Below are 24,315 nucleotides of genomic sequence, written 5' to 3' on the forward strand. Positions count from 1 at the left end.
GCTATCAAACCGATAAGAAGAATACGAATTAAGGACATTGCAGAGAAAGCAAATGTCTCGATTGGCACGGTTGATCGGGTGATTCATAAGCGAGGCGAGGTTTCACCTGCCACACGCGAAAAGATCATGCAAATTATTGAAGAGCTCGATTACCAGCCCAATATTCTGGCCAGCACGCTAGCTTCCAAGAAAGTTTATTCGCTGGGAGTTCTGATTCCTGAGCCTCAAACGGAAGAAGCATACTGGAGCAAGCCGCTGATTGGAATCAGACAGGCTTTTAACGAGATTCAGCAATACGGTATAGAAATTAAAATCTACCAGTTTAAGCAAACCGATCCCTTTTTTTTCAAGGAGAAAGCCCACGAACTTTTACAGGAGCAGCACGATGGTGTCGTTTTAGCACCGTTCTTCTCGCGCGAATCCAAGGCGTTTATTAAAAGCCTGGAAGAGCGCGAAATTCCGTTTGTGTTTATTGACTCAAACATTCAGGATAGCAGCAAGATCAGCTACATTGGCCAGAATTCGTTTCAAAGTGGCATGCTGGCGGCCAAATTGCTTGACTTTTCGGTGCCTGTTGACGCTTCAGTTTTAATCATTCATTTTGCCAAGGAAATGGACAACCAGAACCACTTGGTACAAAGAGAACTAGGCTTTTACGATTATTTCAAAAGAAAAGAAAAACCTTCAAAACGGCATATCACGACCATCGAGATCAATGACCCGGCCAGTGATGATTATTTTGCTCCGATTGAAGCCGGGATCAAAAAAGCTGGCGATGTGAAAGGAATTTTCGTGACCAATTCCCAGGTTTACAAAGTGGCCGAATACCTGGAAAAGAACGACTTGCATGACATCAGGCTGATTGGACACGACCTGATTCCAACCAACAGGGAGTATGTACGTAAAAATATAGTGGACTTCCTGATTTGTCAGCGTCCTGAAGAACAGGGCCATCAATCGATTATCACCTTGTTTCAACATCTCATTCTGAAGAAGACAGTAGCTTCAGAAAATTATACTTCAATTGATATTGTAACCAAAGAGAACCTGGATTTTTACCAGGAGTTTAATTCAAATAATTATGGAACCAATTAGTTTTAAAGATTTAAGCGGCAAAGTATGTGTCATTACCGGAGGAGCCGGCGTTATAGGACTTGAAATGGTGAAAGCCATGGCTTCAGTGGGTGTTAAAATTGCTATTGCCGATATTCAAAAAGATAGGGCTGAGCAAGTTGCCGCAGAAATAGCCGCCGAATTCAACGCTCAGGTTATCGGGGTTGAAGGCAATGTTCTGGATAGGGAATCGCTTGAAAAAGCCAATGAAGAGATTAAGGAAAAACTTGGCCCGGTTGAAATCCTGATCAACGGCGCTGGAGGAAACCATCCGTCAGCCACGACTAAAGTCGAACAAATACTAGAGGAAAATCTTGACAATTTGGAAGACACGTTTTATGGACTTGAAATGGACGGTTTCGACAAGGTTTTTGCCTTGAATTTCAAAGGTACGCTGCTGCCGTCGATGGTGTTCACCAAGGACATGCTGAAAAACAAAAAAGGGGTAATTTTGAATATTTCATCGATGAACTCTTACAAACCCCTGACAAAAATTCCAGCTTATTCGGCAGCCAAAGCATCGGTCAATAATTTCACTGAATGGCTTTCAGTACATCTTGCTAAAATGGGCATTCGCGTAAACGCCATTGCCCCCGGCTTTTTCATCACCAATCAAAACCGCTTTTTGGTAACCGATGAAAAAACAGGCAACTTCTCCCCTCGCGGACAAAAAATCGTAGACAATACACCTATGGGGAAATTTGGCGAACCTGAAGACTTGCAAGGAGCTACCTTGTTCCTGATCTCAGACATCTCCAGCTTCATCACTGGAATCGTGCTTCCTGTTGATGGCGGCTACAGCGCCTTTGGAGGGGTGTAATTTGGGCACTAGTCCATGGTCATTAATTATGAGTCATTTCTGATCAGCTAATGACTGATTATCCGGTCATCTAATATCCAGTAATCTAATTATCTAAAATATGAGTTTCGAATTAAAGAAAGATTGTAACTATTCCTTGTTGGTACCAACAAGTATGGGGGTACGTATTACCCCGATAAACGGGCAACCCGTGCATAGCAGCGACACGTTTAAAATGCAGGCAACAAGTGCTGAAACCAATGTAGCCAGCATTTCTTCGTACCTCGGACTTCCGGTGAAAGTGTTGACCACTTTTGTAAAAGGAAGTCCCATTGCACAATTTATCAAGAGCAACCTGAAAAGCCGCCACATGGACTATGAAGGCCCTGAAGTGGCCCAGGACGATCCTTGGGGATATCGCCACCAGTTTAACATTGCCGACAGCGGTTATGGCTCGCGTGGGCCCCGTGTACACAACGACCGGGCTGGCGAAGTTGGCCGCACGTTGAATGTCAAAGATTTTGATCTGGAGCGTATTTTCGGAGAAGAAGGCGTACAGATCGTACACCTTTCAGGATTGATTGCTGCTCTCTCTCCTGAAACCAGTACATTTTGTCTCGAAATAGCCCGGGCGGCGAAGAAGCACGGCACGCGCATTTCATTCGATTTGAATTACCGGGCTTCATTCTGGAAAGGCCGTGATCAAGAATTGCGTGACAACTTTACGGAGATTGCTTCCGTATCAGATATACTGATTGGTAACGAGGAAGATTTCCAGCTTTGCTTGGGAATCAAAGGCCCTGAGGCAGGAGGTAAAGGCATTGAAGCGGAGATCGACGGTTTTAAAGGCATGATTGGTCGCGTCAAAGAAGCCTTCCCCAACGCCTCTGTATTTGCCACCACCTTGCGTGAGGTTGTCAGCGTGAATGAGCATTTATGGGGCGCCATAATGCTGGAAGGCGAAAACAACTGGCAAGTCATTCAACCAAGAACAATTAACGTTCTCGACCGCATTGGCGGGGGCGATGGCTTTGTTGGCGGTTTGCTTTACGGAATCCTGAAAGGCTGGGATGCTGAAAAATGGCCACAATTTGGTTGGGCAACCGGCGCAATGGCAACAACCTTCCTGACTGACTACGCCCAACCAGCCGACGAAGACATGGTTTGGAGCATTTGGGAAGGCAACGCGAGGGTAAAACGATAAATGAGTTGCGAGTTTCGGGTTGCGAGTTATTGGGAACTCGCAACTTGTAGCTCGCAATCCGAAATCTTAAACTGTATTATCATGCTTTATTATGAAATAGGATCACCAGATCACGAGTTAACGGGCGAGGACCTTAAAAAGGGGTTATATGCCGCGTTTGATCAGCTGAAAGGTATCAACAAGGTGTTGGCCATTCCGCCGGATTATACACGACTGCCCAGCCGCTCCGGCGAGCTAACCGAATTCACGTGGCAGTACTATGGCGATAAACTGACGGATGTGCTGCCTGCCCTGGGCACCCACACACCAATGACCGACGAGCAGATTGCCCACATGTTTGGAAGCTTGCCCAAATCGCTGATCCGCGAGCACGACTGGCGAAATGATGTGGTCAATGTGGGCGAGGTGCCTGCTGAGTTTGTCAAAGAAGTATCGGAAGGAGCGGTTGACTTTCCCTGGCCGGCGCAAGTCAACAAATTACTGCTATCAGGCAATTTTGACCTGATTTTGTCCATTGGGCAGGTTGTTCCACACGAAGTGGTAGGTATGGCCAATTATAACAAAAACGTATTTGTGGGGACAGGCGGCGTAGAAGGGATCAATAAAAGTCATTTTATTGGAGCAGCTTACGGAATGGAGCGAATGATGGGTCATGCCGATACCCCGGTACGTAAGATTTTCAACTACGCGTCGGATAATTTCACCAACCACATGCCCATTCTGTATGTACAAACCGTGGTTGGACTCGATAAAACTGATGGCAAAGTAAAAGCCCGCGGACTGTTTATCGGCGACGATTATGAAGTTTTCGATAAAGCGGCCAAACTTTCGCTCCAGGTCAATTTTGAAATGCTTGACAAACCGCTGAAAAAGGTGGTGGTTTGGCTCGACCCAACGGAATTTAAATCAACCTGGCTGGGAAATAAATCGGTTTACCGCACCCGCATGGCTATTGACGATGGAGGTGAACTTATCGTGTTGGCACCTGCCCTAAAAGAATTTGGCGAAGATAAAGAGATCGACCGCCTAATTCGGAAATACGGTTACTTTGGAACGCCAGCCACACTAAAAGCCTGCGATGAAAACGAAGAATTGCGCCATAATTTAAGCGCGGCTGCTCACTTGATCCATGGGTCTTCTGAGGGTCGGTTCAGTATTACCTACTGCCCAGGCAAAAAGCCTGAAAATCTGACCAAAGAAGAAATCGAAGGCGTTGGATTTCACTATGCAGATATCGACGAAATCACAGCACGATACAATCCGGCGAAATTGAAAGACGGGTACAATATCCTACCCAATGGGGAGGAAATTTTTTACATCTCGAACCCAGCCATTGGCTTGTGGGCTTTTAAAGACCGGTTTAAGTATTGAAGGCCATCCCGACGTCTCCAAAGGAGAGCAGTCAGAGAGCAATAAGCATATGGCTCTGAGATGAGAAGCCTTATAAAGAAGAGCTGTTCTACCCCTATCCTTTGAATAGAAGTCAGTGTGGGTAAGGCTCGTGAAATTTGGAACTTGAAATTTGGAATTTTCAATGGAACTTACAGAAGTTAATTGGGGCATCATTGGTTGTGGAGATGTAACCGAAGTGAAGAGCGGGCCGGCTTTTCAAAAAACAGAACACTCCAGACTCGTGGCAGTCATGCGCAGGAACAAGGAAAAGGCGGCTGACTATGCCCGGCGACATGGCGTACCCAGATGTTATCATATCGCTGACGACCTGATCAACGACCCGGAGATCAACGCCATTTACATCGCTACTCCACCCGATACGCATGCTGGATATGCCATTCAGGCGATGCGTGCCGGAAAACCAGTTTATGTAGAAAAACCCATGGCACTAGACTACGCCGAATGCCGTGAAATGATTAAAGTGTCGAAAGAAACCAAAATGCCACTTTTTGTGGCCTACTACCGGCGTACTTTGCCAGCCTTTCTGAAAATGAAAGAACTCATTGACAACGGAATCATCGGTCAGCCGCTCAGTGTCGCGGTTACCCTCATCAAGAGCGCAACAGAGCAGGGGAAAGCTCCGGAAGCACATAATTGGAGGGTCAACCCGGAAGTGGCCGGCGGCGGACACTTTTTTGACCTGGCCTCACATCAATTTGATTTTCTCGACTTTCTTTTTGGCCCGGTTACCGAAGTTCATGGCATTGCGGTTAACCAAGCAGGCTTATACGAAGCTGAAGATACCGTAACCGGTGCATTTGCATTCGAAAACGGCGTGACGGGAACGGGCCATTGGTGTTTTGTTGCCGACGAATCCGCAACGAAAGACGATCTGGAAATCATTGGCACCAAAGGAAAAATAAACCTTCCGAGTTTCAGTCATGACGACTTGCTTTTAACGACTGATAAAGGAACCATCAGTTTCGGTTTTCAAAATCCTGAAAATATTTCGCATCACCTTATCAAACAAGTTGTTCAGGCTTTGCGCGGCGAAGGAGAATGTGTGAGCACCGGAGAAACAGCAGCACGCACCAATGCAGTACTCGATGAAATGGTGAAGAATTATTATAAAAACAAACCGTCTGAAAACACAAGAGAAAAAGGCAGTTGCCGATTCTAACAAAAACAAAGCGCTAAAATTCAACGAAGATTGATTTTTTTAACAAGTTAAAACTAAGGCAAAATCAAACCAATGAAGTTTATAATTGACGATAAAATACCATACATCAGGGGAGCTTTCGAACCATTCGGTGACGTGGTTTATCTTCCGGGAGCGAAAACCACTCCGGAAGTGGTGAAAGACGCCGATGCCATTGTAACCCGCACCCGTACCATTTGTAACGAACAACTGCTGAAAGGTTCTTCGGTTAAATTCATCGCCACGGCCACCATTGGATACGATCATATAGACACAGAATATTGCAAACAGGCCGGAATTGAATGGACCAACGCCCCAGGCTGCAATAGCAAGTCAGTAGAGCAATACGTCCTTTCTGCACTATTTGTCCTGGCTAAAAAAAAAGGTTTTGAGTTGGAAGGAAAAACCATCGGTATTGTTGGCGTTGGACAGGTTGGTTCCAAAGTAGCACGCGTTTGTGAATTACTGGGCATGGAGGTTTTGCTGAACGACCCGCCTCGCGAACGAAAAGAAGGGCCAGAGCAGTTTGTCAGCTTTCAGCAGATTATTTCCAAGTCCGACATCATTTCGTTTCATGTACCTTTGACCATGCATGGCGAAGATGCAACTTTCCACATGGCCGACACCCTATTTTTCAACGCACTGGAGCGCCAACCAATCATTCTAAACAGTTGTCGTGGCGAAGTAGTCGACACGTTTGCCGCGGAAACGGCCATTCAACGTGGACAAATTTCGGGTTCAGTTTTAGATTGCTGGGAACGCGAACCAAATATTGACCAGAACTTGCTTCAGCTGGTTGATATAGCAACACCACATATTGCTGGCTATTCGAAAGACGGAAAAGCTAACGGAACCACCATGAGCGTGCAAGCCATAAGCCGGTTTTTCAAGCTTGGAATTGACGATTGGCAACCGCAAGGGGTTGACTTGCCTGAGCAAACAATTCTTCAGTTGGACAGTTTGAATCGCGCAGAAGAAGAGATCCTTCGCGAAGCGGTTTTGTTCACTTACGATATTCGTGAAGACGACAAACGCCTGCGGGAAAATCCAGATGATTTTGAGACATTAAGGGGTGATTATCCCGTTCGAAGAGAATTCCCGGTTTTCACAATTCAACATAAACATACATCAAAAGAGACGTTAGAGAAATTGAAACAAATAGGATTTAAAATAGCATAATCACTCATCGTCATTGCTAGTCATTGATGGCCATTCATTGTTGGTGTGCCCGATGATTAATTGACTATTGAATGGCAACAAATGACAAAGAACCACAACAAATAACAACTATTTAAAGGAATAAAAAATGAAAAAATTAGCAGACATCGGTTTAATAGGATTGGCCGTGATGGGCGAGAACCTGGTTTTAAACATGGAAAGCAAAGGCTACACGGTAGCCGTATTCAACCGTACCGTTGATAAAGTAGACAAATTCGTTAATGGACGTGGTGCAGGTAAAAATTTCATCGGGGCGCATTCAATCGAAGAACTTTGTGCTTCGCTGGAAAAACCACGCAAAGTAATGATGCTGGTCAAAGCCGGTAAACCCGTCGATGATTTTATCGAATTGATCATCCCTCACCTGGAAGAAGGTGATATCATTATCGATGGCGGAAACTCGCATTTTCCCGACACCATTCGCCGGACCAAATACGTGGAAAGCAAAGGTCTGCTTTACATTGGAACTGGTGTTTCGGGCGGTGAGGAAGGCGCGTTAAAAGGCCCCTCCATGATGCCAGGTGGATCGCCTGCAGCATGGCCGGCGGTCAAAGAAATTTTCCAGGCCGTTGCCGCCAAAGTAGAAGATGGTGAGCCTTGCTGCGACTGGGTTGGTGAAGATGGCGCCGGACATTTCGTAAAAATGGTTCACAACGGAATTGAGTATGGCGACATGCAAATCATTTGCGAAGCCTACCAGTTAATGAAAGAAATGCTGGGCATGAGTGCCGATGAAATGCACGAAGTTTTTAAAGCATGGAACGACGATGTACTGGACTCCTACCTGATTGAGATTACCCGCGATATTCTTGGATTTAAAGATGAAGATGGCGAACCGTTGGTTGAAAAGATTCTGGACACCGCCGGGCAAAAAGGTACCGGAAAATGGACAGGCGTCTCGGCTCTCGACCTCGGAATTCCATTGACCCTGATTGGCGAATCAGTTTTTGCCCGTTGCCTTTCGGCTCAAAAAGACCTGCGCGTAGAAGCTTCAAACGTAATTAACGGACCAGTTGCCAAGTTTGAAGGCGACAAAGCCCAAATGATTGACGACTTGAAAAACGCTTTATTCGGAGCTAAAATTATTTCGTATGCCCAAGGTTATAACCTGATGATGGAAGCCGCCAAAGAATATGGCTGGAACCTGAACTACGGAGGTATCGCCCTAATGTGGCGCGGCGGTTGTATTATCCGCTCGGTTTTCCTGGCTGATATCAAAACTGCATTCGACAACAATCCGAACCTGGCAAACTTACTACTTGATCCTTATTTCAAAGAAAAAGTAGAGGCTGCCCAGGTGGGATGGCGACGTGTTTGCGCTACAGCCCTTTCAAATGGAATCCCTGTACCTGCGCTCACATCAGCCCTGTGCTATTTCGATGGCTTCCGCAGCGAGCGTTTGCCAGCCAACCTGTTGCAGGCTCAACGCGACTATTTTGGCGCACACACCTACGAACGCACGGACAAACCGCGCGGCCAGTTCTTCCACACCAACTGGACCGGACGCGGAGGCGACACCGCTTCGTCAACTTACGAAGTATAAAAGCTTTCCGATAGCGGAAGAGCAACGAAAAATAGCCAGCCTCTGAATTCGAGGAGCTGGCTCTTTTTTTTGTGGTGAGGTTTCAACATAAAGAGGAGCCCTCACCGCACATTTTTTATGTTGCAGTCCGTTATTAAGCGAACAACTTGAGTAGCCCACGATATAAATCGAGTCAACCGCTTAATTCATACAAATTATTGCTTGTTTTTAAACCAAAAGCTCCGGTTCTTTGTAAAAATATCGTAGTTTTGCGCAATTTTTCAATCCAAAAGCTGATAGATTATGGCCAAGTACTCAAACGAAGTTTCCAGAACCTTTAGTGAATATCTGCTGATTCCCGGACTAACCGATAAAACATGCCTGCCCGAAAACGTCTCATTAAAAGCGCCTTTGGTAAGTTTCAAAAAAGGTGAAAAACCAAGCATGGAGCTGAATGTTCCCTTTGTTTCGGCCATCATGCAATCTGTGTCCGACGACAATATGGCCATTGCCTTGGCGCGCAACGGCGGGCTTTCCTTTATTTTTGGTTCGCAACCCATCGACACACAAGCCGAAATGGTGCGCAAAGTGAAAAAATTTAAGGCCGGATTCGTTGTCAGCGATTCGAACCTGACCCCGAAACATACGCTGGCTGATGTGATTAAACTGATCGAAGAAACAGGCCACTCCACTTTGGGAATTACGGAAGACGGCTCGCCCAACGGCAAATTGCTGGGCATTGTCACCGGACGCGACTTCAGAACGACACGCGATCCGCTGGATAAAAAGGTAAACGATTTTATGACTCCCTTCGACAAGTTGATTACAGGCCAGCTTGGGATGACATTGAACGAAGCCAACGATGTGATTTGGGACCATAAACTGAACAGCCTGCCAATTATTGATCAGAATCAAAACCTGCAATATTTTGTCTTTCGGAAGGACTACGAAAGCCACAAAGAATACCCGAACGAACTATCAGATACGAACAAGAAACTGATGGTTGGGGCCGGAATCAACAGCCGCGACTACAAAGAACGTGTCCCCGCCCTGGTGGCGGCAGGAGCCGATCTGCTTTGCGTAGACTCATCTGACGGCTTTTCGGCCTGGCAACGGGAAACCATTGAATACGTCAAAAAAGAATACCAGGGTGAAATAAAAATTGGTGCTGGAAACGTGGTTGACAAAGATGGATTTTTATACCTGGCCGAAGCAGGGGCCGATTTTATTAAAGTGGGAATTGGCGGCGGATCGATTTGCATAACCCGCGAACAAAAAGGTATTGGCCGCGGACAGGCAACCTCCATTATTGAAGTGGCCCAAGCCCGCGACGAATACTTTGAAAAAACAGGAACTTACATCCCCATCTGCTCCGATGGTGGCATTGTGCAGGACTACCACATGGTGCTGGCGCTGGCCATGGGAGCCGACTTTTTGATGATGGGCCGCTACTTTGCCCGCTTTGACGAAAGTCCGACCCGTAAATTGATGGTCAACAACCGCTATGTGAAAGAGTACTGGGGAGAAGGATCGAACCGGGCACGCAATTGGCAACGTTACGACATGGGCGGAAGCTCCGGCCTTAAATTCGAAGAAGGCGTAGATAGCTACGTTCCCTACGCCGGAAAGCTGAAAGACAACCTCGACATTACTCTGGGAAAAATGAAATCAACCATGTGCAGCTGTGGTGCTATTTCCATTCAGCAACTAAAAGACGAAGCCAAAATCACGCTGGTGTCAGCAACCAGCATTGTCGAAGGCGGTGCACACGACGTGATTCTGAAAGATGCCAACATGTAAGCATAACCTATACAAGCTACAAAATCCCGGGCCACCACAATCGTCCGGGATTTTTTTGTCTTAAACTGACTTGATAAAGCGTGAACAATAAGAGGGTCAATCCGTTGAAAGTTTAGCTAAATTTAGACTATTTGACTGCTGCAACTATGACTAAACCAGAATCTAACCCAACCGTCAAATTCAAAATTATTTTTGCCGGCCTGATCATTTTCTTTGGAATCCTTTTTTTTATCGATCTGAAACCTGGCTCGCCGGAAGTAACCTACACCGCGGCCATTGCGGTGCTTATTGCCTTGTGGTGGGTCACCGAGGCATTGCCCATTGGCGTGACCTCCCTCCTCCCCATCTTGCTTTTTCCGGCATTGGGCGTATTGGACGGGAAAACCATTTCCAACTCGTACATCAATTACATCATCTTCCTGTATATTGGTGGGTTCATCATGGCCCTGGCACTCGAGAAATGGAATCTGCACAAGCGCATTGCCCTAAAAATCCTGTCCCTCACAGGAAGCAAGCCTATCATGATTTTGTTTGGTTTTATGTTTGCAGCCGCCTTTTTATCCATGTGGATGTCGAATACGGCCACCGCCATGATGATGCTTCCAATTGCTTTTTCTGTAATTACAGCCTTGACTGAGGTGGTCGGCGAAGAGCACATCCATCGATATCGCACCGGCTTGTTGCTCAGCATTGCTTATGCCTGTTCAATCGGTGGAATCAGCACCTTGGTGGGCACGCCACCTAACCTGTCGTTTGTCCGGATCTTTGAGATTATCTTTCCAGCAGGACCCGAAATATCCTTTGGACAATGGGCCCTTTTTGCCTTGCCGCTTACTATTGCCATGTTTGTAATTACCTTGCTATTCCTGTATTTCCGGTACAAACCCAGTCCGGAAATGTCAAACCTGAAGAAGAACTTCTTCATAAAAAGATACGAGGAACTGGGGCCGGTTTCCACCAACGAAAAACGCGTGCTGGCTTTATTTTGCCTGCTTATTTTTCTTTGGTTTTTCAGAAAAGAAATTGAATTGGGGAGTTTATCAATTCCCGGGTGGAGTGCCATTTTTAAGCACCCGCAATTCATTAATGATGGCACCATCGCCATTTTTGTCGCGGTGTTGTTGTTTGTTATTCCCTCAAAACAAAAAAATGAAGGGCTGGTTACCTGGGAAATCACGAAAAAAATTCCCTGGAACATTGTTTTTCTTTTTGGAGGGGGCTTTGCGCTGGCCAACGGCTTTATCGAATCAGGCCTGTCGGCCTACATTGGCAACCAACTAGCCGAAGCAAAATCCCTGTCGAACCTTGGGTTGATCGGAGTCGTCACCGCAATGATGAGCGGGCTGACGGAGTTCACGTCCAATACAGCAACAACCGAAATGATGCTGCCGATTATTTCGGGTTTGGCCACGGAAATCCAGGTCAACCCCCTGCTATTGATGATTCCGGTTACCCTGGCAGCCTCCATGGCTTTTATGTTTCCGGTGGCAACTCCCCCAAATGCCATTATTTTCAGCACAGGCAAACTATCGATGATGGAAATGATGAAGGCAGGTTTCGTCCTGAACCTGATTGCCATTGTTTTAATTACCTTGCTGACCTTGTTTTGGGGCCCTGCAGTACTCCCCATCGACCTGACGAGTTATCCTGAATGGGCGGTTGAGGGAGCCAAAACGATGGGCCACTAACAACCCTATACTTTCTTAAAATACTCTTTCGCCGCGTTACAAATCGGGCATTTATAATCGTCAGGCAAATCTTCAAACGGTGTTCCCGGGGGAATTCCCATGCTTGGATCCCCCACTTCCGGATCATAGGTATAACCACAAATCAGGCAAACATGTGGCTCAGCATCCGGTTTAGCAGCTACGTCAGGCTTCTGCTCCTCTTCTTCTTTCTTCGCTTCAGCTTCTTCCTGATCTAAGGTGTCCCGTTCAATGTAAGTCGGAGAATTCTTCGGTGAAAACATTTTATACTTCTCACGATAGACCTTGTAAGTCAAGGGCTCCTCGTCCAAAACCACGTCGCTGTCCACTACTTCACCAATAATCAGCCAGTGCGATCCCACATCAACGGTTTGGGTAACCTTACAGTCCAGCCAGGCCACACATTCGTCCAATACGATGGGCATACCGGTTTTTGCCGTTTGCGTTTTCACATCCTGAAACTTATCCATGTCGGTGCCCGACATAAAACCAAAGTTGCCAATCAATTTGACATCCAGTTCCTGCTTCAAAATGGACACTGAAAAAGCGCCGGCTTCACGAATCATATCAGTTGTTTGATTGCTCTTGTGACACGAAATGGCAACCTGTTCCGGAGAGTTTGTTACCTGAAAAGCGGTATTGGCAATGTAGCCCGATTTTTTCCCATTCAACTCGGTGGCTACAAGATACATACCGTATGACATTTTATGAAAAGCTTTGTATTTCATTCCTCTGTAATTTTAATCAAATATTCGTATTAACAATAAAAAACACACATTACTTTAACGATTGAATTCCCATTGATTTCTTTTGAGTCCCTAAATTTGGTGATTTTTGACAGACTTTCACAAAAAATAACTCGTTAAATGAGGCAGAAAAAGCCTGGCGTCCCTGATCGGTTTTAAGTCATCCCGTTGCAATCAGTCGATAAATCAATCGAAAAAGCAGAAATCGACCCGTTTTTGAGTTTACTCATTTTTAATTCAGCCTTTTTTTCGCTTTTTTAGGAGCCTTGATTTTGAACTCCCAAAACAGAGAAATTTAAAACGAATAATAATGAGAAAAAGAATAAGTGCAATTGCCTTTTTTATTTTGATTGGCTCAGTATACAGCTGGGCTTGTACCAATTTTCTGGTCACCAAAGGTGCTTCGGTCGACGGATCAACCATGATTACTTATGCCGCCGACTCGCACAGCCTATATGGCGAGTTATACTTCCAGCCGGCTGCTGACCATCCCGAAGGAGCCACCCGCCAAATTCACGAATGGGACACCGGGAAGTTACTGGGAGTCATTCCCGAGGTGGCACACACGTACAGTGTCGTTGGAAACATGAATGAATTTCAATTGGCAATAGGTGAGACAACCTTTGGCGGACGCAAGGAGCTGGGAAGCCAATCAGGAGCTATTATGGATTATGGAAGCTTGATTTACGTCACCCTTCAACGTGCAAAAACCGCCCGGGAGGCAATCGAAGTAATGACTGACCTGGTTGAAAAACATGGCTATTACAGTTCTGGTGAGTCTTTTTCAATTGCTGATCCAAATGAAGTATGGATTTTGGAGATGATTGGCAAAGGAGAGGGAGAGAAAGGTGCTGTGTGGGTAGCTGTCCGCGTTCCTGACGGATATATCAGCGGTCATGCTAACCAAGCCAGGATTACCACTTTCCCTTTAAACGATTCGCAAAACTGCGTGTACTCAAAAGATGTCATCTCTTTTGCCCGCGAAAAAGGATGGTATGACGGCGTCAATAAAGACTTTAGCTTTTCGGATGTTTATGCACCGGTTGATTTTGGCGGCGCCCGTTTCTGCGAAGCGCGGGTTTGGGCCGGGTTTAATAAAGTAGCGGAAGGAATGGACCAATACACCAACTACGCCAAAGGTCTGGTTGAGTACGATACAACTACCAACTACGCGACCAACCGCATGCCTCTTTGGATAAAGCCCGACAAAAAGCTATCGGTTAAAGATGTGATGGAAATGATGCGCGACCACTTTGAAGGTACGGAACTGGACATGACCCAGGATCTTGGAGCAGGCCCACATGCTTTGCCTTACCGCTGGCGCGGGCTAACTTGGGAAGTCGATTCAGTTGAATACTGCAACGAACGCGCTATTTCAACCCAGCAAACCGGGTTTTCGTTCGTTTCCCAAAGCCGATCGTGGCTGCCCGACCCCATTGGCGGGATCCTTTGGTTTGGCGTTGATGATACTTACAGCACCTGCTACGCGCCCATGTATTGCGGCATAACCGAAATTCCCGAGTGCTTTGCCGTTGGCAATGGCGATTTGCTGAACTATTCTGAAACATCAGCTTTTTGGATCTTCAACACAGTGACCAACTTTGCCTACTTGCGCTACGATGACATGATCAAGCACATCCGCGAGCGTCAGGCTGAAATTGAAGGCAAATTTATTGCTTACACTCCAGCAATTGATCAGGCAGCCAAACTGCTCCTCGAAAAGCAAGGCCGGGCCAAAGCACGCGAGTTTCTGACTCAATACTCCATGAATGAAGCCAACAACATGACCGCAGACTGGAAGAAGCTATCACATTACCTCATTGTCAAGTACATGGATGGAAATGTAAAAAAAGAGAAAAACGGCCAGTTCTTGAGAAATGAATATGGTTTACCGGCATCTCCTGATTTCCCTGGATATCCGGAATGGTGGTACGAAGCGATTATAAAAAGCACCGGAGATCATTTCAAGGTAATTGACGGCGCTTCACACTAAAAATAAAACATAAATGTTTTGCAGGACCGCAAATATTGCTAATTTTGCGCCAAATTATGCAATCTCTTACACTGCAGCTGTGTAACATTGCTTTAAACTTTAGAACGATGGATTTAATTAAAGTAGCCGAAAAAGCTTTTGAGGTTGAAAACAACCTACCAAAATTTAGCGCAGGTGATACCATCACTGTACACTACAAGATTAAGGAAGGAAACAAAGAACGTATTCAGGACTTCCGCGGTGTAGTTATTCAGGTGAAAGGTGCCGGAACAAACAAGACTTTTACTGTTCGTAAAATGTCGGGAAACATTGGTGTTGAGCGTATTTTCCCAATGACTTCTCCTTTTATTGAAGGAATTGACATTAACAAGACCGGTAGTGTGCGTCGTGCACGTATTTTTTACCAGCGTCAGCGTACTGGTAAAAAAGCGAGAATCAAAGAAAAACGATTCTAAGATTAGAATTTATGATATAAAAAGGCCTTCAATTGAGGGCCTTTTTTTGGTTATTTCCCCAGGCTTCCGGTCAGCTCCCATTCCATACAGAGTATCCTTTTTTTCACAGAAATAATGAATAAAAAAAGCCACCCGGCAAGAGGCGCGTCAAGAAAACTTTCACCATGAGAAACCTCATCTACAGGTGTGGCTATTTAACCACGCAGCAGGCCAATCATGATTGGAATGAAAGCCAGTTGAAAGCTTTTTCGCTATCCATAAAATATTGAACGTCAGACATGGGATTTTCCATAGAGAACCGGGCTGCCTCAATGGTGGCATGTACAAAAAGATTACTCGGAACAACCACGGCGATCTTTTTTACCGGCAAACCCTTTAATCGCTGAAACAGTGTATTTTCATACCAACGGATGTGCTCGCCCGAAGTATAGTAGGTGCAAGCTGAAAGGTCAGTCAGCATGGCCGACGGTCGATGTTTTTCGACGATGCGCTCAATCTTTCTTCTCTCGTAATCGATGTCAAGCTCCAATAAGTTACCGCAGGATTCAGAGAACCGGATAATCAATATGGAATTATCCGGATCGAAGAAAGCGTACACATTGGGGGTATTGAAATATTCTTTTTGCACTGTCATTTCTGTCAATTTTAAGTTTTTCCACCTCTTTACAAACAAAATTCACCCAAACATCGAGCCGCACTCAAAAACACCATAAATCACTCCACCAACCTACAAATGATGCTTTTGCTGATAAAAATCACTGCTTATCATCCGATACTCAGCTTAATTTGCATAAAACAGAAACGTATGGCATTCCTCCAAAAAGAAAAATTGTTTACCCTTCGCTGGTTCAAGGAATATAGTTTCATAACCATCGGAGCATTCATCCTGGCAGTTGGATTTGTTTTTTTCATTACCCCTCACAAAATTGTTCCCGGAGGCGTTTATGGTATTGCCATTGTTGTGCACTACATGACAGAAGGCGTGTTCTCGTTCTGGCCTGACGGAATTCCAATTGGATTGTTTGGGCTGGTGCTGAACATTCCGCTAACCATTGCTGGCATAAAAATACTGGGGCCGCGTTTCGGTGTCAAAACGGTGGTTGGCTTTGTACTTTCTTCTGTTTTCATGGATCTGATTACTTACCTCCGAATTGATGGCAGCGCGCCTTTGGTTGAAGATGTGCTGCTTTCATGTGTTTTCGGTGGCGTGCTCATTGGTTTCGGACTCGGACTAATCTTTAAATCCCGCGCTACTTCTGGCGGTTCTGACATCATCGCCATGATCATTGCCAAATACACCGGACTACAGTTGGGCCAATTGCTTATTTATGTTGATTCGGTGATCGTATTACTGGGACTTGCAGCTTTTGGCGAATGGCAGATTCCACTTTATTCCTGGCTGGTCATTTACATTACCGGTCGTGCTATCGACACCACTATTGAAGGCTCAAACTACAACAAAGCGCTGCTGATAATTTCAGACAAACACGACGAAATTAAACACAAACTACTGGTTGATCTTGAACGCGGAGGCACCTATCTAAAAGGAACCGGTATGTATAGTGGCGAAGAAAAAGAAATCATCTACACCGTGGTCAGTCGCCGCGAAGTAGCCATTCTGGAACAGTACATCGGGCAAATTGACCCCAATGCTTTTATTACGGTAATGGACACCAGCGAAATACTTGGGGAAGGGTTTCAAAACCTAAAAATGAAAATTGATTCCTGATTTTCATTTAGCTTTCCGATTATTCAGTAATTTAGCATTCATTTTAGTAATTTAAGAGGCCAAAAATCATTCGAATATTACTGCCATGAAAGCTTTTTTCCTGATCATCTTCATATCGTGTTTTGCAACTTTTACCAACGCACAATCGGTCGGACTCGTTCTAAGCGGTGGCGGAGCAAAAGGCTTGGCACACATTGGTGTAATCCGGGCGCTCGAAGATAATAATATTCCAATCGATTACATTGCCGGCACATCTATGGGTGCAATTATTGGCGGATTATACGCCGCCGGGTACACGCCCGATGAAATGGAAGAGCTTTTCCTTTCCGACCAATTCCGATTCTGGGCTACAGGCAAAATACAGGAAGAATACCGTTACTATTTCAGAAAGCTGGAACATACCCCCGCCTGGCTGAATCTCGACCTTCGAAGAACAGAAGATCGCCTTCGAATAATGCTGCCAACTAACATCATTCCCGAAGAACAAATAGACTTTGCCTTTATGGAGATGTTTTCTTCAACCAATGCCGTGTGTGGAAACAACTTTGATAATTTGATGGTTCCCTTTCTATGCATTGCCACCGATGTTTACGAAAATAAGGAGGTGGAGCTTCGAAGCGGCGATTTGGGAGAAGCCATTCGCGCATCGATGACCTTCCCTCTGTATTTTAAACCGATTTCGATTGATGGCGCCTTGGTTTTTGATGGTGGTATCGTGAATAATTTCCCGGTGAAAAATACTATTGAAGCGTTTAATCCCGACATTGTTATTGGCCATAAAGTAGCCAACAATTCCGAACGCGCACACGAAGACGATGTGATGGCGCAGCTGGAAAACATGATCATGCAAAAAACAAACTATGAAGTGCCGGAGGACAGAGGAATTTTACTGGAGAGCTCCTTCTCCAATGTCAGCTTACTGGATTTCAACAAGGTTCTATTGCTTGAGCAAGCCGGGTACGAAACAGGATTGGCACAAATGGACAGCATCAAAATGTTGATCAGCCGCAGAGTAAGCCAGAAAGCAGTGGATAAGAAGAGACATGAGTTTAATATAAGAAAACCCGAACTTCTATTTCAAAACATTCAGGTTGAAGGCGTTAGCGACCCAATGCAGCGAAAATACATTATTCAAAGCGTCAAGCACAAAAATGAAATCATCGATTTGGATCAACTACGCAAGGAGTATTTCAAATTGGTGGCCGATCCACAGCTGCGCTCAGTACGTCCGGTCTCTTTTTACAACAAGGAGACGGGTTATTTTGACATTCATTTGAAGGTAAGAAAAGAAAAAGCCCTCGAGATCAAATTTGGTGGAAATGTTTCAACCAAGCCTATTAATCAAGGCTTTTTAAGCCTCGACTACCTGTTTTTTGATAACCGGGCTTATACCCTTAGCACCAATCTTTATTTTGGCCGGTTTTACAGTTCGATCAAAGCTGGCGGAAGAATTGATTTTCCAACCAACCTCCCATTCTACCTTTCGGGTTATCTGACCCTTAACCGGTGGGACTTTTTTACGAGTAGCAATGAGTTTTTCTTTGAGGACGTAAGTTCTCCTTTCATCATTCAGGATGAAAGTAATGTCAGGTTCGAGCTCGGGTTCCCGGTAAAAACGCATGGAAAAATTACTCTTGGAACCAGTTATTCTTCTTCCATCGACTCCTACTACTTTAATGAATCGATCAAGCGGGACGACAATGCTGAAGAAACCAGATTCGATGCGTTTTCAAGCAGAATCAGCATTGAACGGAATTCGCAAAATTACAAGCAGTATGCTACAGAAGGGGTTGCTTCAGAGCTTAGCTTCACCCATACGCTGGGGAATGAGAAACATCACCCCGGATCAAATTCTCCGCTTAACAGGCCTTTTACCGGCTCCCATGGTTTTTTCACATTAAAAGGAAAGTACGACAACCACTTTCCCATTACCCGCCGCTCGACCTTAGGTCTGACGCTGGAGGGCGTTTACAGCAACAAAAAGTTGCTGAACAATTATTCGGCAACCTTGCTGGAAGCCAATACCTTTTCACCAACGCCGTTTAGTCAAACCATGTTCCTGGAGAATTACCGTGCCAACAAATATGTGGCTTCGGGTTTAAAATCGATCATTGAATTGAGCAGTCAAATGCACCTGCGAATGGAAGGCTATGCATTTTTACCCGTTCAGAAAATTATCAGGGGAGAAAACTATCAAGCCATCTATCATCCGGACAATTATTCGGAGATCAGTCTGATGGGGCTCGGTGGATTGGTTTATCACACCGCACTTGGCCCCTTGAGCCTGACAGTGAATTATTTTGAAAAACCCAACACCAAGTTCTATGTTGTTTTCAGCTTTGGCTATGTACTATTCAATAAACGCGGTTATTAAAATCGAACGTTAATCAATCAGGACTTTCGTTTTTGATAAAATCGAACCCAATCAATTTCAAAATTATGTGGCAGTGCATTGCTTTCATTAATCACCAGCGAGGCCAGATTAATAAACATCGGATAATCCGGGACCCTATCGTGAGTTGTAAAAAGCTCTTTATCATTTACTTTCCAGCTAATTTTCCCTTTATCCCACTCCATGCTAAAAATATAAAGCTTGCCTACAGACAAACCCGACAAAGAGAAGCTCTCTTCATGAATCTTTGTGTTTTCAGTTTTACTTAGACCAAACTGGGTCTTCACACCACCTTCAAACAAATTGACCCGAAGCGAGTTATCTTCACCAGCCAGGTAAAATACGTCTTGAAAATTTTTATCCGGATTGTATTTGATTTTCGCTTCCAGAATTCCGTATTGCGATTCAAATAGCCCCCCAGAGGTCAAGTTGTCGGACGAATAATCCATCTCGGTTTCAACAAATCCCAAAACTGGATTCCAAACCAGCGCGTTCAGCTTTTCCTTCTTCACCTGAATCTGAAGCCGTGCTCCTTTTAGGTGGATATTTTTTCCTTCAGTAAATGCCTGCAAATCCCCTGCCGGTGAAAAATTTTTCCCAACAGTCTTCGCCGCCCAGTAATTCAGCGGTTTCCATTTTGAAAGATCCAACACACCAGCTTCGAAACGATCTTCAAACACGATTTCCCATTTCTTAAAAAAATCCAGGGCAGAGGAGTTTTTATACTTTTGATAGAGACTAATTTCCGGTTGGTTTTTCAGTTCAAGGTATCGCTTTTCCATCTCGAACTCGGGGGTTTTCTCCCACTTCTTCGGATCTTCCAGATAAGTCTTCTTTTCTTTAAATTCATCCGATTCAACCGCATCCTTCAGATCTTCAAAACTTCGCTTTTCTTCGGAGTTCTGCATTCGCAGGTAATTTTTGTAGGCGGACGATTTGGGGTATTGAAGAAAAAATCGCACGGGCTCACTTGCTTTTAGCCGTTTGTATTCGGCTTGCGTTTCTTTTGCCCTTTCATCTGATTTATTCAATCCCTCCTGAATCAATTTTTCCAACTCAAAATAACGATTCAGGTCGCTTCCTTCCTTTAAACTTTCATAACGCTGCAAATCCTTCGAGCCGGTCGTTTGATAGTATCGCTCCAACCTTTTGTCTCGCTTCAGCTTCTCAAACTGCTTGAGCTGTCGCTCTTCAGGACTTCCTTTAAACTTCAAAGCAGCTAGTTCGGACTTACGCTTTTTGAACGATTCGGAAGTAACCTGCGGTTCCAAATCCAGGAACTCTTTCAGTTCGGCAGACTGTTGAACTTTTGAAAATACTTGGTAATCGTTCCAAAGAGATTCTTTTTCAGATTCAATTTTTGAAGTGGCTTTAATACCGCCAAAGGCATTTAGCAGAAACAGTTTTAGAGACATGTTAAGCGTTTTTCTTCGGGTTTATTCGATTTAAAAATAGCAATAAAAAAGTTAGTTGATAACATTTTTCAGCTTCTGTCAGAAAAATATTAATTTCAACTCGTCAAACCTACAATCTATATCTTATGAGAATGAATAAATTCGCTATATTATTTCTGCTCATCCTAAGTCTATTTGTTCATTTACCGGCGGCAGCTCAAGACTATTTCAAGAATGGTGGAGAACCCGGAAAAACCTACTTGCTCATGGCCCACCCCACTGTTGAAAACATCAAAACCATGAAATACTTGATCGATAACAATATTTTATTTGTTGGTGAAACCGAAATTGTCGGTATTTATTACAGCTTTGAGAACTATAACTACAATCAATCCATCGAGTATATCCGCGACAATGAGCTCAGTCGTTTTCACTTGCAGCATTTAACCGGGATGCTGAGACCAGACAATATTTTCACCGAAAACGATTTCTCTTCCAATTTCGAGATTCTGTTTCAACAAACCTTGGGGATCTTCTTTATGGGTGGCTCCGACATCCAACCCGAACTCTATGGTGAAGAGAATCAATATGCAGTTGTCACTGATCCATACCGTCACCTGTTCGAACTTTCGCTGCTGTTTCATCTGCTGGGCGGACCTCAAAATCCTGAATTTGTTCCCCTGCTCGAAAGCAATCCGAAATATTTTATAGCAGGCTTTTGTCTGGGCATGCAAAGCATGAATGTCGCCACTGGTGGATCCTTGATTCAGGACATTCCATCAGAGATTTATGAAATTGATGATCCTGCCGAAATTGTTCAACTCGATAATAACAAAATCCACCGTAACTATTGGCAAGAGATTTTTGAGAATGACCAGTTGATGACCACTAATTTTCATCCCTTACAATTGGCCGAAAATGGCTTTTTCAAAAACGATGTCAAATGGCGTTCAACAGTTTCGCCGCCTGTACTAAGCTCGCACCATCAGGCCATTGAAAATCTGAACGACTGCTGGGAAATCACAGCCTGGTCAATGGATAAAAAAGTCATTGAAGGCATCCGCCACAAAAAATACCCCAATGTCTTTGGCGTCCAATTTCATCCTGAAGTTACCGCCCTTTTTGAACCGGGCGATGCCCTAATTTTCTCTCCTTCTGATCAGCCTCGAACTTACTTTGATCGAATTGGTGAGGAAGGAGCAAAATTTCACAAACGATTGTGGCGTTACATCTCCAAATCCATTCAATAAACACAAACCCGGTTTATTCTCTTATTCTCCAAAAAATCCTATTTTTGCAGCTCAAATAAAATGTATGGGCTTTTTAGAAGAGATTAAACGCAGAAGAACTTTTGGTATTGTTAGCCACCCCGACGCCGGGAAAACCACTTTGACGGAGAAACTCCTGCTTTTTGGTGGTGCAATCCGTGTTGCCGGTGCCGTAAAAAGCAATAAAATAAAAAAGGGTGCCACCTCCGACTTTATGGAAATAGAGCGCCAGCGGGGAATCTCAGTCGCCACCTCGGTTATGGGCTTTGAATACCGTGACTACAAAATCAATATCCTGGACACGCCAGGCCACCAAGATTTTCAGGAAGACACCTTCAGGACACTAACTGCAGTTGATAGTGTCATCATCGTCATTGACGCTGCCAAAGGTGTAGAAGCCCAAACCGAAAAGCTGATGAATGTTTGCCGAATGCGGAAGACCCCGGTAATTGTCTTCATCAACAAAATGGACCGCCCAACACAGGATTCGTTTGAATTGCTGGATGAAATTGAAAATCAATTGCAGATTAAAACACGCCCGCTGAGTTGGCCAATCAACAATGGTCCCGATTTCAAGGGTGTTTACAATATTTACAACAAGAGTTTACGCCTTTTTGAGGCCAATGTGCAAGCGATAAAAGAAGGGATTGATTTTGAGGATCTCGACAGTCCGGAACTAGAAAAGTACATTGGCGAAGATGCTGAAGTTTTGCGCGAGGAACTGGAATTGGTCGAAGGTGTTTATCCTGAATTTGATCACCAGGAGTACCTCAAGGGGAATTTGGCCCCCGTATTTTTTGGCAGTGCGCTCTATAATTTCGGCGTGCAGGAACTGTTGGATGCTTTTGTGGAGATTGCCCCTTCCCCCCGACCAAGCATCACCGAAGAGCGCGAAATAAAACCCGAGGAAAGTGAATTCACTGGTTTTATTTTTAAGATCCATGCCAACATCGATCCCAATCACCGCAGTCGGATCGCTTTTGTAAAAATCTGTTCCGGAAAGTTTGAGCGCAACAAACCCTACAAGCACATTCGCAGCGGGAAACCGCTTCGGATTTCAAGCCCGACAGCTTTTATGGCCGCTCAAAGAGAAATTATTGAGGAAGCCTATCCAGGAGATATTATCGGTGTGCCTGATTCTGGCAACCTGGTCATTGGGGATTCCATTACAGGCGGTGAAGAAATTCACTTCAAAGGCTTGCCAAGTTTTTCTCCCGAATTGTTCCGGTACATTGAAAATGCCGACCCCATGAAATCAAAGCAATTGGCCAAAGGCGTTGACCAGCTGATGGACGAAGGAGTTGCCCAGCTTTTCACCAACCAATTTAATGGTCGCAAAATTATTGGAACTGTTGGCCAACTTCAGTTTGAGGTTATTGAATACCGTTTATTGCACGAATACGGAGCCAAGTGCCGTTTTGAGAATCTGCCGATGCATAAGGCCTGTTGGATTGAATGCGACAATCCCAAAACGCTCAGTGAATTTAAAAAACGGAAACACCAGAAAATGGCAGTCGACAAACGCGGCCGTGACGTTTTCATGGCCGATTCCAGCTTTATTCTGCAAATGGCTCAGGATGAGTTTAAAGACATTAAATTTCACTTTACCAGTGAATTCTAGTCGTTTCATTTGGCCGGCAACAGTTATTTGGCTTGAACGGATATTTTTCTAATTTTAGAAAAAACCTGGTACACTGAACTATGGAAATACTAAGCACTGACTTTTTTGAAGGCAATTTATTTTCCTATCTCATTCTGCCGCTTCTAATTTTTTTCGCTCGAATCAGCGATGTGACCATCGGCACCATGCGGATTGTCATGGTTTCAAAAGGGCAGAAACTCATTGCTCCGTTGCTTGGCTTTTTCGAAGTGATTATCTGGCTGGTTACCATGAGCAAAATCATCCAGAATATTGACAATTGGGTGGCTTACGTTGCCTATGGAGCAGGATTTGCAACCGGTAACTACATTGGGCTGATCATTGAAGAAAAGCTGGCGGTTGGCATTGTTCAACTTCAGATTATCACTCGCAAAAGCGCCCAAAACTTAATTGCCAAGCTCAAAGCCGGCGGCTATGGTATTACCCACCACGAAGCGCAGGGAGCCAACGAAAAAGTGGCGGTCATTTATACCATTATCAAACGGAACGAAGTCAACAAAGTACTGGAAATCATGCGAACCTATAATCCGAACGCTTTTTACTCCATTGAAGATGTGAAATCCATCAGCCGGCCAACATCCAATTATTTCAGACCGAACCTGCGCTGGAGAAAAGGCAAATAATCAGTTTATATTCCACGCCTTATAAAATTCAAGGTATTTCGCACAAATACTGGCTCACTAGTTCGAATTCATAAAAAAAGGAAACCGAAAAATATCAATTCTT

General features: G+C 44.7%; 19 protein-coding genes. 16 read left to right on the forward strand and 3 right to left on the reverse strand.

The window, feature by feature from the left end; translation table 11 throughout:
- Window positions 1-36: 36 nt before the first annotated feature.
- The 9 genes from AAC033_RS02085 (at window position 37) to AAC033_RS02125 (ending at window position 11,934) form a co-directional block, all read left to right on the forward strand.
- Window positions 37-1,095 (forward strand): substrate-binding domain-containing protein, encoded by a 1,059-nt coding sequence (locus AAC033_RS02085; protein ID WP_339735038.1) that lies wholly within the window; start codon window positions 37-39, stop codon window positions 1,093-1,095.
- Complete coding sequence (locus tag AAC033_RS02090) at window positions 1,082-1,933, forward strand: SDR family oxidoreductase (RefSeq protein WP_339734859.1); 852 nt, start codon at window positions 1,082-1,084, stop codon at window positions 1,931-1,933. The genes AAC033_RS02085 and AAC033_RS02090 overlap by 14 nt, the downstream gene beginning before the upstream one ends.
- A gap of 100 nt (window positions 1,934-2,033) precedes the next feature.
- A complete protein-coding gene (locus AAC033_RS02095; protein ID WP_339734861.1) occupies window positions 2,034-3,116 on the forward strand; it encodes a PfkB family carbohydrate kinase in 1,083 nt (360 codons plus the stop codon).
- Window positions 3,117-3,197: 81 nt separating this feature from the next.
- Window positions 3,198-4,487 (forward strand): lactate racemase domain-containing protein, encoded by a 1,290-nt coding sequence (locus AAC033_RS02100; protein WP_339734863.1) that lies wholly within the window; start codon window positions 3,198-3,200, stop codon window positions 4,485-4,487.
- A gap of 163 nt (window positions 4,488-4,650) precedes the next feature.
- Window positions 4,651-5,688, forward strand: a complete 1,038-nt coding sequence (locus AAC033_RS02105; protein WP_339734865.1) for a Gfo/Idh/MocA family oxidoreductase — start codon at window positions 4,651-4,653, stop codon at window positions 5,686-5,688.
- Window positions 5,689-5,760: 72 nt separating this feature from the next.
- Complete coding sequence (gene pdxB / locus AAC033_RS02110; protein ID WP_339734867.1) at window positions 5,761-6,885, forward strand: 4-phosphoerythronate dehydrogenase PdxB; 1,125 nt, start codon at window positions 5,761-5,763, stop codon at window positions 6,883-6,885.
- A 127-nt stretch (window positions 6,886-7,012) separates the two neighbouring features.
- Entirely contained in the window at window positions 7,013-8,467 is a 1,455-nt protein-coding gene (gnd, locus tag AAC033_RS02115) for a decarboxylating NADP(+)-dependent phosphogluconate dehydrogenase (protein ID WP_339734869.1), read from the forward strand.
- A 282-nt stretch (window positions 8,468-8,749) separates the two neighbouring features.
- A complete protein-coding gene (locus AAC033_RS02120) occupies window positions 8,750-10,246 on the forward strand; it encodes an IMP dehydrogenase (RefSeq protein WP_339734871.1) in 1,497 nt (498 codons plus the stop codon).
- Between the two features lie 146 nt (window positions 10,247-10,392).
- A complete protein-coding gene (locus AAC033_RS02125; RefSeq protein WP_339734873.1) occupies window positions 10,393-11,934 on the forward strand; it encodes an SLC13 family permease in 1,542 nt (513 codons plus the stop codon).
- Window positions 11,935-11,939: 5 nt separating this feature from the next.
- Here the strand turns inward: AAC033_RS02125 and AAC033_RS02130 are convergent, their stop codons facing one another.
- Window positions 11,940-12,680, reverse strand: a complete 741-nt coding sequence (locus AAC033_RS02130; RefSeq protein WP_339734875.1) for a flavin reductase — start codon at window positions 12,678-12,680, stop codon at window positions 11,940-11,942.
- A gap of 328 nt (window positions 12,681-13,008) precedes the next feature.
- On the opposite strand from AAC033_RS02130, the gene AAC033_RS02135 reads away from it, so the two are divergent.
- Both AAC033_RS02135 and rplS read left to right on the forward strand, forming a co-directional pair.
- Window positions 13,009-14,691 carry a C69 family dipeptidase gene (locus AAC033_RS02135; protein WP_339734877.1) on the forward strand — a complete coding sequence of 561 codons (1,683 nt, stop codon included), beginning with the start codon at window positions 13,009-13,011 and terminating at the stop codon, window positions 14,689-14,691.
- 107 nt (window positions 14,692-14,798) lie between these two features.
- Entirely contained in the window at window positions 14,799-15,146 is a 348-nt protein-coding gene (gene rplS, locus AAC033_RS02140) for a 50S ribosomal protein L19 (protein WP_339734879.1), read from the forward strand.
- A 214-nt stretch (window positions 15,147-15,360) separates the two neighbouring features.
- On the opposite strand, the gene AAC033_RS02145 is transcribed toward rplS, so the two are convergent.
- Window positions 15,361-15,780 carry an STAS/SEC14 domain-containing protein gene (locus AAC033_RS02145; RefSeq protein ID WP_339734881.1) on the reverse strand — a complete coding sequence of 140 codons (420 nt, stop codon included), beginning with the start codon at window positions 15,778-15,780 and terminating at the stop codon, window positions 15,361-15,363.
- Window positions 15,781-15,951: 171 nt separating this feature from the next.
- On the opposite strand from AAC033_RS02145, the gene AAC033_RS02150 reads away from it, so the two are divergent.
- Window positions 15,952-16,875, forward strand: coding sequence for a YitT family protein (locus AAC033_RS02150; RefSeq protein ID WP_339734883.1), 924 nt, complete (start codon window positions 15,952-15,954; stop codon window positions 16,873-16,875).
- An 85-nt stretch (window positions 16,876-16,960) separates the two neighbouring features.
- Complete coding sequence (locus tag AAC033_RS02155; protein ID WP_339734885.1) at window positions 16,961-19,249, forward strand: patatin-like phospholipase family protein; 2,289 nt, start codon at window positions 16,961-16,963, stop codon at window positions 19,247-19,249.
- Window positions 19,250-19,266: 17 nt separating this feature from the next.
- Here AAC033_RS02155 and AAC033_RS02160 read toward each other — a convergent pair whose 3' ends face one another.
- A complete protein-coding gene (locus AAC033_RS02160; RefSeq protein ID WP_339734886.1) occupies window positions 19,267-20,682 on the reverse strand; it encodes a glycoside hydrolase family 16 protein in 1,416 nt (471 codons plus the stop codon).
- 125 nt (window positions 20,683-20,807) lie between these two features.
- Here AAC033_RS02160 and AAC033_RS02165 point away from each other — a divergent pair, with 125 nt between their 5' ends.
- The 3 genes from AAC033_RS02165 (at window position 20,808) to AAC033_RS02175 (ending at window position 24,212) form a co-directional block, all read left to right on the forward strand.
- Window positions 20,808-21,911, forward strand: coding sequence for a gamma-glutamyl-gamma-aminobutyrate hydrolase family protein (locus tag AAC033_RS02165; protein ID WP_339734888.1), 1,104 nt, complete (start codon window positions 20,808-20,810; stop codon window positions 21,909-21,911).
- A 64-nt stretch (window positions 21,912-21,975) separates the two neighbouring features.
- Window positions 21,976-23,550, forward strand: a complete 1,575-nt coding sequence (locus AAC033_RS02170; RefSeq protein WP_339734890.1) for a peptide chain release factor 3 — start codon at window positions 21,976-21,978, stop codon at window positions 23,548-23,550.
- Window positions 23,551-23,630: 80 nt separating this feature from the next.
- On the forward strand, window positions 23,631-24,212 hold the full coding sequence (locus AAC033_RS02175) for a DUF2179 domain-containing protein (protein WP_339734892.1): 582 nt from the start codon (window positions 23,631-23,633) through the stop codon (window positions 24,210-24,212).
- Window positions 24,213-24,315 lie beyond the last annotated feature (103 nt).

The organism is uncultured Sunxiuqinia sp. (genome assembly GCF_963974515.1).
Classification (GTDB): Bacteria; Bacteroidota; Bacteroidia; order Bacteroidales; family Prolixibacteraceae; genus Sunxiuqinia.

Excerpts from the sequence above, each read along its gene's own strand:
- AAC033_RS02100 (WP_339734863.1), top strand. The coding sequence starts at position 3,198 with ATGCTTTATTATGAAATAGGATCACCAGATCACGAGTTAACGGGCGAG.
- AAC033_RS02130 (WP_339734875.1), bottom strand. The coding sequence starts at position 12,680 with ATGAAATACAAAGCTTTTCATAAAATGTCATACGGTATGTATCTTGTA.
- AAC033_RS02125 (WP_339734873.1), top strand. The coding sequence starts at position 10,393 with ATGACTAAACCAGAATCTAACCCAACCGTCAAATTCAAAATTATTTTT.
- AAC033_RS02150 (WP_339734883.1), top strand. The coding sequence starts at position 15,952 with ATGGCATTCCTCCAAAAAGAAAAATTGTTTACCCTTCGCTGGTTCAAG.
- AAC033_RS02120 (WP_339734871.1), top strand. The coding sequence starts at position 8,750 with ATGGCCAAGTACTCAAACGAAGTTTCCAGAACCTTTAGTGAATATCTG.
- AAC033_RS02105 (WP_339734865.1), top strand. The coding sequence starts at position 4,651 with ATGGAACTTACAGAAGTTAATTGGGGCATCATTGGTTGTGGAGATGTA.
- AAC033_RS02170 (WP_339734890.1), top strand. The coding sequence starts at position 21,976 with ATGGGCTTTTTAGAAGAGATTAAACGCAGAAGAACTTTTGGTATTGTT.
- AAC033_RS02095 (WP_339734861.1), top strand. The coding sequence starts at position 2,034 with ATGAGTTTCGAATTAAAGAAAGATTGTAACTATTCCTTGTTGGTACCA.
- AAC033_RS02175 (WP_339734892.1), top strand. The coding sequence starts at position 23,631 with ATGGAAATACTAAGCACTGACTTTTTTGAAGGCAATTTATTTTCCTAT.
- AAC033_RS02155 (WP_339734885.1), top strand. The coding sequence starts at position 16,961 with ATGAAAGCTTTTTTCCTGATCATCTTCATATCGTGTTTTGCAACTTTT.
- pdxB (WP_339734867.1), top strand. The coding sequence starts at position 5,761 with ATGAAGTTTATAATTGACGATAAAATACCATACATCAGGGGAGCTTTC.
- AAC033_RS02090 (WP_339734859.1), top strand. The coding sequence starts at position 1,082 with ATGGAACCAATTAGTTTTAAAGATTTAAGCGGCAAAGTATGTGTCATT.
- AAC033_RS02165 (WP_339734888.1), top strand. The coding sequence starts at position 20,808 with ATGAGAATGAATAAATTCGCTATATTATTTCTGCTCATCCTAAGTCTA.
- AAC033_RS02145 (WP_339734881.1), bottom strand. The coding sequence starts at position 15,780 with ATGACAGTGCAAAAAGAATATTTCAATACCCCCAATGTGTACGCTTTC.
- AAC033_RS02135 (WP_339734877.1), top strand. The coding sequence starts at position 13,009 with ATGAGAAAAAGAATAAGTGCAATTGCCTTTTTTATTTTGATTGGCTCA.
- gnd (WP_339734869.1), top strand. The coding sequence starts at position 7,013 with ATGAAAAAATTAGCAGACATCGGTTTAATAGGATTGGCCGTGATGGGC.
- AAC033_RS02160 (WP_339734886.1), bottom strand. The coding sequence starts at position 20,682 with ATGTCTCTAAAACTGTTTCTGCTAAATGCCTTTGGCGGTATTAAAGCC.
- rplS (WP_339734879.1), top strand. The coding sequence starts at position 14,799 with ATGGATTTAATTAAAGTAGCCGAAAAAGCTTTTGAGGTTGAAAACAAC.